At 45.9% G+C, this 14941-nt stretch carries 14 protein-coding genes and 1 riboswitch; of the genes, 3 read left to right on the top strand and 11 right to left on the bottom strand.

What is annotated here, in order from left to right; translation table 11 throughout:
* Positions 1-14: 14 nt before the first annotated feature.
* A complete protein-coding gene (locus Y697_RS09635; protein ID WP_121551412.1) occupies positions 15-1484 on the bottom strand; it encodes an ABC transporter substrate-binding protein in 1470 nt (489 codons plus the stop codon).
* A gap of 482 nt (positions 1485-1966) precedes the next feature.
* Here Y697_RS09635 and Y697_RS09640 point away from each other — a divergent pair, with 482 nt between their 5' ends.
* Complete coding sequence (locus tag Y697_RS09640) at positions 1967-3055, top strand: serine hydrolase (protein ID WP_121551413.1); 1089 nt, start codon at positions 1967-1969, stop codon at positions 3053-3055.
* Between the two features lie 308 nt (positions 3056-3363).
* Positions 3364-3834 (top strand): YbaK/EbsC family protein, encoded by a 471-nt coding sequence (locus tag Y697_RS09645; protein WP_121551414.1) that lies wholly within the window; start codon positions 3364-3366, stop codon positions 3832-3834.
* On the opposite strand, the gene Y697_RS09650 is transcribed toward Y697_RS09645, so the two are convergent.
* The 10 genes from Y697_RS09650 to frr all read right to left on the bottom strand — a co-directional run bounded on the left by Y697_RS09650 (position 3825) and on the right by frr (position 14355).
* Positions 3825-4607: an ABC transporter ATP-binding protein gene (locus tag Y697_RS09650; protein ID WP_259462471.1), complete on the bottom strand. Its 783-nt coding sequence runs from the start codon at positions 4605-4607 to the stop codon at positions 3825-3827. The genes Y697_RS09645 and Y697_RS09650 overlap by 10 nt on opposite strands.
* Complete coding sequence (locus Y697_RS09655; RefSeq protein ID WP_121551415.1) at positions 4597-5589, bottom strand: iron ABC transporter permease; 993 nt, start codon at positions 5587-5589, stop codon at positions 4597-4599. The genes Y697_RS09650 and Y697_RS09655 overlap by 11 nt, the downstream gene beginning before the upstream one ends.
* Positions 5586-6479: an ABC transporter substrate-binding protein gene (locus tag Y697_RS09660; protein WP_259462481.1), complete on the bottom strand. Its 894-nt coding sequence runs from the start codon at positions 6477-6479 to the stop codon at positions 5586-5588. Before Y697_RS09660 ends, Y697_RS09655 begins: the two co-directional genes overlap by 4 nt.
* A gap of 43 nt (positions 6480-6522) precedes the next feature.
* Positions 6523-6684: riboswitch (cobalamin riboswitch) on the bottom strand.
* Between the two features lie 2 nt (positions 6685-6686).
* The gene (gene mutL / locus Y697_RS09665) at positions 6687-8483 is read right to left on the bottom strand and encodes a DNA mismatch repair endonuclease MutL (RefSeq protein WP_121551416.1); all 1797 of its coding nucleotides are present in this window, start codon (positions 8481-8483) and stop codon (positions 6687-6689) included.
* Positions 8484-8492: 9 nt separating this feature from the next.
* Positions 8493-9236 (bottom strand): 23S rRNA (guanosine(2251)-2'-O)-methyltransferase RlmB, encoded by a 744-nt coding sequence (gene rlmB / locus Y697_RS09670; RefSeq protein WP_121551417.1) that lies wholly within the window; start codon positions 9234-9236, stop codon positions 8493-8495.
* Entirely contained in the window at positions 9236-9616 is a 381-nt protein-coding gene (locus tag Y697_RS09675; protein ID WP_259462472.1) for a Mini-ribonuclease 3, read from the bottom strand. The genes rlmB and Y697_RS09675 overlap by 1 nt, the downstream gene beginning before the upstream one ends.
* A gap of 22 nt (positions 9617-9638) precedes the next feature.
* Entirely contained in the window at positions 9639-12248 is a 2610-nt protein-coding gene (gene alaS, locus Y697_RS09680; protein ID WP_121551419.1) for an alanine--tRNA ligase, read from the bottom strand.
* Positions 12249-12260: 12 nt separating this feature from the next.
* Positions 12261-13115: a phosphatidate cytidylyltransferase gene (locus Y697_RS09685; protein ID WP_121551420.1), complete on the bottom strand. Its 855-nt coding sequence runs from the start codon at positions 13113-13115 to the stop codon at positions 12261-12263.
* On the bottom strand, positions 13115-13798 hold the full coding sequence (gene uppS, locus Y697_RS09690; RefSeq protein WP_121551421.1) for a polyprenyl diphosphate synthase: 684 nt from the start codon (positions 13796-13798) through the stop codon (positions 13115-13117). Before uppS ends, Y697_RS09685 begins: the two co-directional genes overlap by 1 nt.
* Positions 13798-14355: a ribosome recycling factor gene (gene frr, locus Y697_RS09695; RefSeq protein ID WP_183083779.1), complete on the bottom strand. Its 558-nt coding sequence runs from the start codon at positions 14353-14355 to the stop codon at positions 13798-13800. Before frr ends, uppS begins: the two co-directional genes overlap by 1 nt.
* Before the next feature lie 154 nt (positions 14356-14509).
* Between frr and yajC the strand changes: the two genes are divergently transcribed.
* The gene (yajC, locus tag Y697_RS09700) at positions 14510-14902 is read left to right on the top strand and encodes a preprotein translocase subunit YajC (protein ID WP_121551423.1); all 393 of its coding nucleotides are present in this window, start codon (positions 14510-14512) and stop codon (positions 14900-14902) included.
* The last annotated feature ends 39 nt before the right edge of the window (positions 14903-14941 follow it).

Consider the following 14941-nt stretch of genomic DNA (forward strand, 5'->3'; position numbering starts at 1 on the left):
GATGGCGCTCCTCGCTAACGGTAATAAAGAGTTGACATATCCTGTACGTACAGTGGATAAACCTTGTACCCAAATAGATCGGGAGCAAGTGCCACAATGAAGTTGGGATCCATTATGTAAACCGCCGCAGCATCTTCTGTGAGGATTCTCTGTGCCTGCTTGAATAGAGAGGCCTTCTCTTCAATGTCAGTTCTCTCAATGGCCATTTTGACCACTCGATCGTATTCGCTGTTGAAGTAGTTGTAGAAGTTCCTCGGATAATCGGAAATGTACCGCCTCAAAATATCGTACGCGCTTAGTTTCCCAGTAAGACCAATTATTGTCAATTCGTACTCTCTTGACGTATAGACCTTGTCCAGCCATACACTCCATTCTACCAGCTCTATTTCGGCTTCTATGCCAACTCTTTTAAGCTGTTCGACAATTATCTGAGCCGTATCTATATGGAACTGGTAGTTCGAAGGTACCGTAATCTTTGTCTTGAAGCCGTCAAGATACCCTGCCTCAGAAAGAAGTTGCCTTGACCTTACCAAACTGGTTTCATAATAATCCTCGAGACCCTCCAGATAATATCTGCTCATTATTGGAGACATGTTTGAGCCGAGCTTTGTTCCGTACCCGCCAGCTACGATTTCTATTATTTCGTCCTTGTCCACAGCGTGATTAATCGCCCTCCTGACTCTAATGTCGTCAAAAGGGCTGACCGCATGGTTCATTGCCATCAACTGGACCATGTTTTGTTCTGCAGTTATTAAGTTGAACCGATTACCCAGAACCATTGCCTGAATTGCGTCGAGTCTTGGAAGTATCTGAACTTCACCTGCCATGAAACTCATGATAGCAGCCTGGTTGTCGGGAATTATCCTGAATTCGACTTCATCCACTATTGGCAGTTTGGGGTTCCAGTATTCGTCAAATTTCTCTATTACAAGCCTTTGGCCCGGCTGATACTTGACAAATTTGAACGGTCCCGTTCCGATCGGGTTGAGTTCATGGTTGTCATTATTTGCGGGAATGATCGCAATGATGAACTTCTCGAGAAAGTCGGTGTTCAGGGTATTGAGTTCCACCTTTATTGTCTTTTCGTCTACCGCTTCGATCTTTGAGACGAATTTTTCGAAGTCTGATGAAAGGCCCCTTTCCTGATTGTTTCCTTTCAGCCTTTTCAGAGAGTACAGAACATCGTCGACAGTAACCTCAGATCCGTTATGGAATTTAACGCCGCTTCTTAACGTAAAAGTATAGGTCAGGCCATCATCCGATATATGGTAATCCTCGGCCACGGCCGGAACAACACTTCCATTCGAGTCGGGTTTGAGGAGACCCTCAAATACGTTGAACATCATTTCGTAAGTCCCCGAAGCAGCCGCTCTATGTGGATCAAGAAAATCGGGATCTTGCATCACTGCGACCACGATTTTTTGAGATAGCAAACTGGTCACTGTAATGAAAAAAAGCGTGATTATCACGAGAATCTTTCTCATTTCATTCCTCCCTAAACAAATCTTTTCGGTAATCTCTCCGATTCAGCCGTCAGATGTACTTCGATAATTGCGTCCTCTACAAGTGTTATTCTAATCTTTATGGTAGCAGAGACCTAACGCTGCTTTCAAAGTGAGACATTTGAAATAGATTTGCCAAACGTTGTATCTCAACTATAGTCTATCGCAGATGATTTCATTCTGCTCATCAAAACGATGGTAGATATGAACTCACGACTGTGCAGAAAGGCTCTTTTTTTGAGTTGCCGGGTAAGTGAAGGCCCTTTCAGAGATTCGATTGACTTCATTCAAAGCCGGTGACAGTGACAGATCAATTCGATTGGAATACTGTAGATAACAATTTTGGCTGGTGAATTCAGAACGAAGAGCGGTTCGCACGGTTAATCCAGAATCCATCTCATTACTGCAAAAGTGAGTTATCATTGATTATGGGCTCCACAAACTCTCTCAACTGGAGGTGCCTTTTGTTCAGAAGACTGGCTACTGTCGTATTGTTCGTCATCTCTCTTTCCTTTCTTCTATTTTCCAATCCTATCGATGAAGTTATGAATAAGAGTATTGCGTTTGAAGGCTTCTGGGGAGCCGTCCTTGTATCAAGAGGAGATGCGATATTGCACGCGGCAGGATACGGAATGGCTAACATTGAAAGGAATATCCCCAACACTCCTGAAAAGAAGTTCAGAATCGCGTCGATTACCAAGCAGTTTACCGCAGCTGCAGTTCTTAAACTACTGGAAGAGGGGACAATATCTCTTTCAGATTCTGTTGCGAAATTCATTCCCGAATTTCCTAACGGAGAGAGAATCCTTATCCATCAGATGCTTAATCACTCTTCGGGGATTCCAACGATGATAAATACCGAACAACTTCTCGAAGAAGTGGAGAAATTCGGTGAGGGAAGGAGCCTTCAGGAGGCAGAAATAGCTTACATATCATCACTGCCTCTAAGATTTGAGCCTGGAAATAGCTTTCTATACAGCAACAGCGCCTATTTCCTTCTTAGTGTCATCGTAGAAAGGGCAAGTGGGAAGCGCTATGATGAATATCTGAGAACGAACTTCTTCGAACCACTGGGAATGAATGATACCGGTTACGATTACAATGAGTACGATAGCGGATGGGGTCTTCCTTACTACTCTGATTCATATGTTATAGATCTCTCTAGCGTAAGACCTGCTGACTGGGTCGATAGAAGGCTTCCTGGCGGAGCCGGGGGGTTGTACTCCACTGTGTATGATCTGTATTTGTGGGACAGAGCGCTTTCCTCCGGGAAAGTGCTTACGGAAGGCTCTTTAAGACTAATGCAGAGTCCAACGAATGAACTCTTTGAGGCAGGCTATGGAGTCTTTGTCGGTAACGAGTTTATAGATGGCGAGTACAGAAGAGTTGTGTATCACGACGGAGACACGAAGGGTACCTCGACTAGAATAAATCGGTACGTCGACGACGACATTTTCGTGGTGGTACTGAGCAACATCGAGGGAAAGGATTTCACCGCGCTCGCCCACGAACTGGCGAAAGCCGTAATAGTGAACGGAATGGGAACGAATTGATTCGGTGGGTCGAGAGTTTTTTGCGGGAAGGTATGAATGGAAAGAATCGCTCTCATTCATTTGAAGAGCGGTTCTCCGTCTTACTGTAAGATTCAATTTGCTAATGGTTTAATCTTCAATCGGTTTTGTACAGAGCTTCTACAGTCTTTTCTATGTCGAAGTAGAAATTACGCAGAAAAACCTGAACGTTTCCTTGATAAAAGTAAAAGCCTTTTGCTTAAGTTTTCTGCTCCACATTTGTAGTAAATACGCAATTTGGCTCTCAAACTCGTGGTATCATAGTTCAATTCCTTTCCCGGAGGTGTACGATGATCCCAGAGAAGGTGCTGGCCATACTTAAGGCCAACGACCTGGAGTTCTACGAGTTCCCCGAAGGGACGACACCCACGGCCACGACGGCTGCTCAGATGTTGAAAGTGAAAGTCGGTCAAATAGCGAAGTCGATCCTCTTCACTTGCAAAAGTGGAAGAGCTTATCTAGTGATCTGCCCAGGTGATAGAAAGGTTTCACCCTCGAAGCTCAAGAGGATAGCCGGTGAGAAACCTCGCCTGGCTGATGAGATTGAAACGCTTAGAGTTACGGGTTTCTCGCCAGGTGGCGTTTGCCCCTATGGACTTTCAGGAGTCAAGATCATTGTCGATCAGTCTCTTCAACAGTATGACACTGTTTTTCCCGCTGCGGGGACGTCCGGTTCCGCTGTCGAGACTAATTTCGAAGAGCTTGTAAGGATCACTGGTGCCGAGGCAGCCGATGTCAGCAATCCTATGTCTCAATCGTAGAACACTACCAGTGGCAGCCCGCTGATCGGATTCTCCATGATTTTTGATTTGAGGCCGTAAACCTGCCTAATGATTTCCGGAGTAACGACATCCCAGACCTCGCCTGAAGCAATTACTCCTCCATTATTGATGAATAGAAGCCTGTCCGAAATCTCTACAGCCTGATTTATGTCGTGAAAGATCGCTACTGCACTCAGTCCTTTTGCGCGGACGAGATCGGTCGCGATCTTTCCGACTCTTCTTGCGTGCCCCGGGTCTAGATGAGTTGTGAATTCGTCCATAAGAAGTATCTTCCCTTCCTGGGCAAGAGCCTTTGCAATTATTACACGCTGTTTCTCGCCTCCGCTGAGGGTACTGAAGGAACGATCCTTGAATTCATACACTTCCGTAAGCCTCATCGAGTCGTCAATTACCATGTAATCCTCATTTGTTAAGTTTCCCAGTCTCCTCAAATGTGGATTTCTTCCAAAGGAAACAATGGTCTCGACTTTCAGATCGAATGATGGTTCGAAGCTTTGTGGTATGTAAGATACAATTCTTGCCAGTTTTCTCACCGAAAGGCTATGAAGGTCTTCTCCCATGATTTTCACAAGTCCGTTCCAGTCCTTTCTAATTCCACAGATAACGCCCATCAGAGTAGATTTCCCGCTCCCGTTTGGTCCCAGTATTCCAAGCACTTCTCCGTGCCTCAGTTCCAGATCGATTCCACTCAGAACCTCTTCCTTTCCATAACTGAAATGCAGATCTCTGACCTGTATTGGATCAACCATCATTGGCCACTTCCCTGCTCCTTAGAAGATATATAAATACCGGAGCGCCTACCAGGGCAGTCACTGCACCGATTGGGAGTTCCGTCGGTTGGAAGAGCGTTCTCGCAATGGTATCGCAGACCACCAGAAAAACCCCGCCGAACATCGCAGTTGCGGGTAGGTTCAACTTGCTGTCCGTGCCAAATGCAAGCCTGACCATGTGGGGTATAACAAGACCCACAAACCCTATCAAACCGGCCGTTGAGACTGCAATTGCCGAGACGATTGATACGGTGAAGAATACCAGGAACTTTATGCGCTCCGGGTGAACTCCGACAGTCATGGCGTGCTCTTCTCCGGCCGCCATTATTATCATTTTTCGGCGAATTGTCGTGAACAAAGTGTACTGGAGAACAATAATCGGAAGCAGTTTCAAAAAATCATCCCATGTGACACCCGATAGAGAACCGAGAGACCAGAAATGCAAGGTGATAACATTTCGCCAGGCAAATACGACAAGAAAAGTTACCGCCGCGTTGAAAAGAAAGGAGACTATTACTCCGGAGAGAACTAGTGTTGTTATGGGTATTCTCCCACCCCTGCGGGAGATAGCATAGGTTAGGAAGGAAGAAAACAAGGCAAAGACGAAAGCAAGGAGGTCCATGTTCAACGATATTCTGCCAACATCTCTCAAAAACAATGACAAAACAGCTCCAAAGGAGGCTCCTGCCGATATGCCGATAATATATGGGTCCGCCAGGGGATTCTTCAGAGTCAGTTGAAGTCCATTCCCACCTACGGCCAACCCTGAGCCGATCAGGAAAGCTACCAATAATCTCGGTAGTCTGAGATTCATGTAGATATTGGAAGCTGGTCCCGAAGAATCTCCAAAAAATACGCCGAAAATCTCAGTCAACGAATAATTGACTGTTCCGAAACTCGAGAGCCACAGCATCCCAAGTACGGATGCTGTGGAAAAAAAAGCGAAAAGTGCAATACGTTTCAATAGAAGAGCTCCTTCAATGTCTTCACGAGATCCACAAAACTGGGATTCGCATAAGCGGTTAGGCCGTCATAGAGCGGGTAAACACGATCATTCTTCACAGCCGGAAGATCTGCAAAGGGTTTGTAAGAAGTTATCATTTTTACCGCCTCTTCCTGCCCACCGTCGTAATAATACGGTACAAGAATTACGTCCGGCTGGGAGTTCAAAACGAATTCAGGACTGACGGGAAACCATCCGTTATTTCCGCTGTAAGGTGCTCCGACGTTTGCCCCACCGGCATATGCGATCGCCTGGTTAACGAAAGATCCCGTTCCGCAAGTCCAGATATCGCTTACCTCGCCGGCTATCATAACGTACACAACTTTGGGCTTCTCGTTCTGTGGAACATTATAGGAGTCTTTTGCGATTTCAAGAACCTCATCTCTGAAGTTCGACGCCGTTCTCCTTCCTTTATCAGGTATGCCGAACAAATTGCCAACAACCATGAGGTTCCTGTAGATATCCTCGAAAGAGTTTGGATTCATTACGAAGGTTGTGATCCCTATCTTCTCGAGCTTGGCAACTTCCGCCTCTTGAAAGCCACCAGAGATCATTACCAGATCAGGACCAAGAGAGAGTATCTTCTCAAGGTTGAGAGGAACGAGATTGCCTATTTTCTCCACTTCATTCGATAGTGCATACGGGTCCCAGTCAGTCACTCCCACGATCCTGGATGATACACCTAGAATTTCAAGATACCTGGTGATTGCCGGAGAAGCTATGACAACTCTATCGGGGGGATTGTCAATCGTTACGAGTCTTCCAAGATCATCCACGATTTCAAATGCAAGTGACAGAGCAAAGAATAGCACCACAAAACCGACTGCCAAAAACCTCTTCAAAAAACTCACCCCTTTTGCAAGGAATTTCACCATCCTTCTGCCTCGGAAGGATGGTGATATCTGAGCCTCACACAGGTCTCCTGACTTGCGGATCAATCTACTATCTGCGCCTTCCCGGTTGCCCAGTGGCATCTGCAGAGTTCGTACCGCTTACAGTGGCGGGACCGTACCGGATTCGCACCGGTTTCCCTTGATGTGAAGCATTGTTTCTGAGAGCTATCTGGAGAAGTATCTGTCCAGATCCTCCAGCCTTATTACCATGGATATCGGTCTTCCATGGGGGCAAACAACAAGATTCTTCTTCTTCAACTCTTCAAAGAGAACTTCAGCCTGCCCTATGTCAAGTCTGTTTCCAGTCCTTATTGCCGCTTTACATGCTATAGAGGCCAATAGATTATCGAAAACCTTCGCAGGAGTTTCAAGACCTTCCAATCTCATCTCGTCTAGAATTTCCTCGAGTGTATCTATTGCACCCTCCGTTCTAATGACTTGAGGAATGGATACCATTATTATTTTATCATTGACGAAATTGAAAGTGAACCCAAGTTTCATCAACGTTTCCTCTCTTGCGATAACCAGATCCATTTTAGACCTCTCGAGATTCAGCTCAAGAGGCATGAGAAGATTCTGGGGGGAGATCTTCTTGTTTTCTTTGAGAGCTTCGAAAATGATCCGCTCGTGTGCGGCATGCTGATCGATCAACAAGAGACCGTCCTCGGATTCCGCAATCAAATACCGTTCTCCGAAAACGCCAATGAAGTTTGCTTTTGCTCCCTCGCTTTTTTCCTTGTTCGGTGAACTTTCACGCTCTTCAGCAGGAGTAAATGATCTGAAGAGGTGACGATCGAATCTGGACTGCGTGTACGTGTCGCCAGCACTGTTATCGAAGACTTTTTGGTTCCTCCAGAAGTGTTTGAAGCCGTGATCACTCATTACATGATCCTGATAAATTTCTGAGATATCTTTCCGTTCCTCCGAACTTCCGTCGGTGTTCTCCTCGCCATGGACTACGTTGATTGTGAAATGACCGGCACCTTTAATGGCCGACCGTACAGCTCTCTTCACATTATCCAGAACAGATGCAGTAGAGGCAAACTTAACTTCGAGTTTCTGGGGATGGATGTTGACATCGACTTCCTGAGGATCAATATCGATAAAGAGAACTGCAAAAGGAAAATTCCCCTTTTGAAGAGTCTCTCCGTAACCCCTCTCGAGAGCAAAATTTAGCTCGAATTGTCTCACGTATCTGCCGTTTACGAAGATGTTTTCACCCATTCTATTCTTTCTTGTGCGATTTGGGAGCGTAACAAAACCCCGTATCTTTATTTCTGCTGAGCTTTCCGAAACTGGTATCAAGTCTTTCGCAGAAAGCCCTGGATAGATCAGTGCAGCTCTTGCCTCGACCGATTCAAGGCCCCTTGTATCGAAGATTACCTGAGAATCTCGAGAATAAGTGAAATCGATCTTATCGAATGCGAGAATGAATCTCTGAACCATCTCAGTTACCATGCGTCCCTCAATTGAGGCAGATTTCAAGAACTTCCTTCTGGCGGGCGTGTTATAGAGAAGATCGAAAACTTCGACTGCAGTTCCATTCGAACCGCTGAGAGGTTTCTCTCCCGTGATATCCCCTCCGGCAATGTCGATAGCCACCCCAAGTTCCTCTGTATCTGAGGCGGTTGACAGCCTCATGCGGGACACCGAGGCTATCGTTGAAAGGGCCTCTCCCCGGAAGCCGAATGTAAGGAGAGTATCGAGATCATCAATGGAGACAATCTTGCTGGTAGTATGAGGCAAAATTGCAACGCTTGCTTCTTCTCTGGTCATCCCTCTTCCGTTGTCTTTTACCATCATGTATTCTTTTCCGCCCGATTTGATCTCAATTTCTATGGCTGTTGCACCGGCGTCTATACTGTTTTCTACCAGTTCTTTCACTACGGAAAAGCATCCCGTTACGACTTCACCTGCAGCAATCTTCCTAACAACGTCGGACGAAAGTTCACGGATTCTCATTAGTTATATTCACGCTCCTCTTACGGCGAGCTGGCGTCGTCTGTCGAACAAGATAATCGCAGCAGCAGCAGCGACATTCAGCGAATCTACCGCCCTCTCCATAGGAATCGAAATGAGAACGTCGCTTCTCTCTTTCACCAAGCGCCTGACTCCTTTTCCCTCATTTCCGAATATTATGGCCGATTTTTCGGGATATTCGTTTTCGTAATAAGGGATTCCATCCATGTCTGAAGCGAATATCCAGAATCCTCTTTCTTTGAGAGATTTCTCAAATTGCGCCATATTAACTATCTTGATTACTGGAATACTGAAAGCAAGCCCAGCAGAGACCTTTACGACTGCCGGAGTAATTTCAGCAGAGTTGCTCGAAGTGATTGCGATAGCATCGGCCCCGACCGCAACCGATGTCCTGATAATCGCTCCAAGATTATGTGGGTCCTGGATCTGGTCTAGAAGCACAATGGTTGCTGTGCTCTTTTCTTCAAGATTATCGAGCATCTTTTCGGAGTCTACGTATGAGAACTCCTTTAGATCAATCACCACTCCTTGATGCTTCTTCTCTCGACAGAGATTTGCGAGTTTTTCCGGTGACATTTCTTCTATTCGAAACCCCTTGGTTTTCGCTTCATTGGCAAGTTCGATCAACTGAGAATCGACATTCCTCTGATTAGTAAAGATTATCCGTCTGATTCTCAGTAGCGCCGAGTCGATTCCAAGCAGTTCTTTCAGCACATTTCTTCCATGGAGATACATTAAATCACCCTTTCGAGCAGATCTTTTATCCTTCTGAATCTTCCCTCAAGGAATAAATGACCGATGAGAACCTCGAGAGCGGTAGCCATTCTATAGTCCTCGTCGTCCCCATGTTTTTTCGAGCCTCTCGAATTGTAACCTCGCCTAACGATCTTCCTCTCCTCTTCGTCGAGAATTCCTTCGACCTCCTCTAGAGCCTTTTTCTGACCGGGAGCGCTGACATAATCTTTTACAATATTGTGCTGATGGCCAGCCCTTCGATGTGCCTGCGGGAGAGTCTTCAATCTAAAGTAGAGACTGTACACTGCATCTCCCACGAAAGCAAGACTATCTAGGGAAAGCTTGTCGGGGGCAGCCGAGACGGCAAAAAGACTGCCCAAACAGGCCTCATCAAACTCATTATTATAGGTATTCATCGATCCTGTCTATGACGGCTTCCAATTTCGAAAGATCTTTTCCACCCGCCTGAGCGAAGTCCGGCCTGCCGCCGCCGCCCCCTCCCAGGTCGTGGGCTATCTTCTTTGCGATTTCTCCTGCCTTGAACCTGTCAGTAAGTTTCTTCTCGACCTTCACGACGAAAGAAACGGAATCTTCCAGTTCATTGAAGATGATCACTATGCCGCCACCTTCCTTGCTGAGGAGAACATCTGAACCGTTTCTCAAAGCACTGGATGGCGCGTTCTCTACTCTTCTGATAAGCAAATTGACGCCTTTGGCCGTCATTCTCTTATCTTTCATTAGAGTATCGCCTGAAAGTAGCTTCTCTTTTAATCTGACAATCTCCTGTCCGCCCGACCTAAGTTCATCGAGTATGCCCTGAAGCCTCTGAATTATTACATCCTCAGGCACTTCAAGTACTTCTCTGATCGTCCTTTGCCTGTTGAACAGATTGCGGAAGTACTCGAGGGAAGTGGTTCCCGTTATAGCCTCAATTCTCCTGGTTCCCGCCGCTACGGAGGTCTCCGAGAGAATCTTGAAGAGACCGATCTCTCCGGTGTTATTTACATGAGTACCTCCGCACAGTTCTCTACTGAATTCCTCTACAGTGATTACTCGAACCTTGTCGCCGTACTTTTCTTCAAAGAGGGCCATTACGTCTTCGCCCTTGATTTCGTCGAAGCTCTTCTCTGCCTTATCGACTGCTTTTGCTTTGAGAATCTCTTCGTTAACCATGTCCTCCACATCATTTATCTCATCGGTTGACAAAGACTGGAAATGAGAGAAATCGAAGCGCAATCTGTCAGGTAGAACCAGTGAACCAGACTGATGAACGTGGCCACCTATGACTTTTCTGAGAGCTGCGTGTAGCAAGTGAGTTGCGGTGTGATTTCTCATTATTGCTTTTCTTCGGTCTGTATCTACGATTAGCCTGGCTTCGTCACTTACCCGCACAGTTCCTTCTTCGACTGAAATTCTGTGGACTATCATCTCTTGATAAGGGATGAACACACTCTCAACTCTGGCCAGCGCTGATTCGGTCTTAATGAGCCCGGTGTCCGTTACCTGTCCGCCTCTTTCGGGGTAGAAGGGAGTCTTTTCGAGGATAACGTCTCCAGTCTCTCCTTGCTTAAGGGCTTCCACGGCATCCCCGTCCTTCAGAATCGCCACTATGGTCGATCGGTCTTCAAGTCTCGAGTAACCTGTGAATTTTGAGTTGCCGGTAGTTGGAAAGATACTGGAGTAGACTTCAATGTCTCCCATATATTCCCTGTTTCCCAGCGCCTCTCTTGCCCTCTCCCTCTGCAACTTCATTTCTCTTTCATACCCTTCTCTGTCAAGTGTAACGCCTGTATCCGCGACGATCTCTTCGACAAGTTCCAGTGGAAATCCGTAAGTGTCGTGAAGTATGAACAACTCGGAGCCCGACAGTTGCTTCTTATCTACCAGAATTGACTTAAGCCTCTTCTCGCCGTTCAACAGAGTCGAAAGAAATCTTTCCTCCTCTTTCATTATGATTTCCTGCGTAAATGAAAGTCGGTTTTTCAGTTCTGGATAGAAGTTCCCCATCTGCTCTGCGACTGTCTCCACTATTCTGTAAAGAAATGGAGAATCGTAGCCAAGCAAAGAACTGTGCCTTACGGCCCTCCTTAGGACTCTCCTGAGTACGTAGCCCCGTCCCTCATTGGAGGGTAGTACTCCGTCGGAAACCATGAATGCAATTGATCTAGCATGGTCTGCGATAACTTTGATCGAGACGTCAGAGACTTCCTTCTCCTTGTACTTGACACCCAGAAGCTCTTCGATCTTTCTTATTATGGGTATGAACAGGTCAGTATCGAAGTTTGAGTCGACGTTCTGAAGAATCGAGGCAGCTCGTTCAAGCCCGAATCCGGTATCGATATTCTTTCTTTCTAAGTAGGACAGATTTCCTTCCTCATCCTGATTAAACTCGGTAAATACGAGATTCCAGAATTCAAGAAATCTTCCACAGTCACAAGCTGGAGTGCAGTTGTCAGGATCCGGGCAGTTATCTACGTGACCCCTGTCTATGAAAATCTCTGAATCGGGACCACAAGGACCCGAAGGGCCGGCGGGTCCCCACCAATTATCTGCCTTTCCAAGTCTAACAATCTTCTTCTCGGGGACTCCGACTTCATCTCTCCATATTGAGAACGCTTCATCGTCATCTAAGTAAATCGAAACCCATAAGCGCTCATCCGGTAGAGCCAAATGCTCTGTAACGAATTCCCAGGCCCACTTTATTGCTTCTCTCTTGAAATAATCTCCAAATGAGAAGTTTCCCAGCATTTCAAAAAAAGTTTGATGTCTGGGAGTCCTGCCTACATTCTCGATGTCGTTGGTTCTCACACACTTTTGGCAAGTTGTGACTCTCTTATATGTGGATTCGACTTTTCCCCAGAAGATTGGTTTGAAAGGAACCATGCCCGCAACAGTGAACATTAGTTGTGGATCGTTCGGAATAAGTGAAGCGCTCTGTATTCTTTTGTGGTCCTTCGATTCAAAAAACTTGAGATAACTCTCTCTTATCTCAGCTCCGGTCATGTATCTCATTGGTCTGCCTCCTCAAGTCAAAAGAGTAAGGAATATGTAGAACATAGGTGTCACAAAAAGAACACCATCTATACGATCTAGCATACCACCATGGCCGGGAAGTAGATTGCCGGAATCTTTAACGCCGTGATATCTCTTGAATGACGACTCCGCAATATCTCCGATAGTGCCAAATACAGACACTACAATCGCCAGCACCATGAAATGGGGTATCCCAAGATCGGGTCCGTTGTAGAGTCCCACTAACTTACTTATGTAGACGAAAAGAAACATGAAGAGGAGAGTGGTCACATATCCTCCGATTACACCTTCGAGACTTTTCTTGGGGCTGTAACTTGGAGATATTCTGATCCGACCGAAGCGTTTCCCGAAGAAATACGCTCCTGTATCAAAGAGCCATACAGACGTAAGCGACATCAGTGCCATTGAGGCGCCGAATCCAAGATAGATATGATAGAAGAATGCCAGATCGAAACCCACATAAATCAACGAAAAGACGGCATTCGCAATTATCTCTTTTGCGCTCCTAACATCCGCAACGGTCACGACTACTATGGAAGTGAGTGAAATCACACCAACCGCAAATATCAGTTCCGGTCTAGGCGCCGCCGATTCAACGTTTCCAAATCTGTCGAGAAGTATCCCATATACAACAATTATCGCGGGGATAACTCCCGAAAGAGCAATTCGGACGGTTTGATGATCGTTTCCCTTCAAAGCGAACTTCAGATATTCATAGTTCGAAAAGAGAACCACGGCAGAAACCAGACCTATGAAGGAGTAGTAGTTAACGAAACACAGAATCACGAAAGGAGCAACAACAGCAGCTGTAATTATTCTGATATTTGTCTCCGAGGTCTTCTTCATCAGCTCAATGCACCAAACCTTCTCTTCCTTTTAGAGTACTCTTCAACTATCTTCACAAATTCCCATTTTGTGAAATCGGGCCACAACGTCCTGGTGAAGAATAGCTCGCTGTAAACCGACTGCCAGGTCAAGAAGTTGCTGATTCTCTCTTCACCAGAAGTTCTTACTATAAGATCCGGTTCAGGTACATCGGGAAGATATAAGTTCTCACTTATGTCCTCCTCCGATACCCTTCGCTTTCCACTATCCAGAACTCTGTTGACGGAATCGACAATCTCGGCCCTTCCTCCGTAATTCAAAGCAACAATAACATCCAGTTTTCTGCACGAGGAAGTTTTTTTCTCGATTTCTTCAGTGAAGTTCATGAGTTTCAAGGGAAGCTCATTCAGTCTTCCGATGAAACGCATTCTAACACCCTCTTGGAGCATATTGTCAAGCTTGCTACTTATGTAAATGAGCATAAGTTCAAAAAGAAAATCAACCTCTTGTCGTGGGCGCCGCCAGTTTTCTGTAGAGAACGCATAGAGTGTTACGTATCGTATTCCTAGATCGGCACACCAGTGGGAGGCAGAATCTGCAATTTCTGCCCCTTTTTTATGTCCCTCAATTCTTTCAAGCCCTCTTTTCTTTGCCCAGCGGCCGTTTCCATCCATAATGAAGGAAACATGAACGGGAAGTGCCATTAAAAGTCCATAATCTCCTTGCTCTTCTTTTCGAAAGCATTGTCCATCTCTTCTATATACTTATTCGTGAGATCTTGAATATCATCCTCAAATTTCTTGAGGTCGTCTTCAGTCATCTCTGAGGCCTTCTCCAAATCCCTTGCTTCCTTGATTGCATCTCTTCGAATGTTTCGAATTGCTATCTTCCCCTTCTCGGCGTTGTCTCTTGCAAGCTTCACCCATTTTTCTCTCTGTTCCGTTGTCGGTATCGGAAAATTCAGTTTGATGTTGACTCCATCATTGATGGGTGTAAGATCAAGCTTTGAGCCGAATATTGCCTTCTCTATCTGACCCAAAACGGTCTTATCCCACGGCTTGATTATAAGAGACCTGTCCTCTGTCGCTGTAACCGTTGCCATTTGATTGATAGGAGTCGGGACCCCATAGTAGTCGACTTTTACGGACTCTAGAAGGGCAGGAGAAGGTCTGCCCGTTCTCATCTGACCATACTCTTCGACGATCTTTTCAACGCTCTTCTTCATTCTGCTTTCAGCTTCTTTCAGCAGGCTACTCATGATCTTCCTCCCTTTCATCCGTTTGTCAACGGAATTATATCATGTAAGCCGTTTCCTATTGGCAGCGACAGAACTCCGAAAAGGTTTGTTAGTTGAATTGGGTAGTCTATTCTGGTAAAATCATACAGGTGCTCTAACCATGACAGGAGGTATGTAAATGTTTTCAATCCTTAGTTTCATAGCATATGCCCCAGCAGGAGATGTTGCAGCTCCTACGGCAGATGCAGGGGCTGCGACCAGCGGGGGATTCTCAGGGATAATCATCTGGCTAGTCCTAATGGTTGCTTTCTTCTATTTCTTGATAATTATGCCTCAGAGAAAGAGGGATAAGCAGTTCAAGCAGATGATGGAGAAGCTTAAGGTTGGCGATAAAGTCGTAACGGCCGGTGGAATAATCGGGAAGATTACCATGATAAAACCGGATAGTCTCAGGATCAGGACCGGTACCGGTACGGAACTGGACGTTACAAGAAAGGCGATCGCCGTTGTAGTGAACAAGGGCGAGAATGAAAAGGAAGAAGTAGAACCCGATGTAAACGTAAAGCAGTAATAGTTTGAGTTATATTCGTAGATATTGGAAGGGGGTGTC

It is taken from the genome of Mesotoga sp. BH458_6_3_2_1 (assembly GCF_003664995.1).
Lineage (GTDB): Bacteria > Thermotogota > Thermotogae > Petrotogales > Kosmotogaceae > Mesotoga.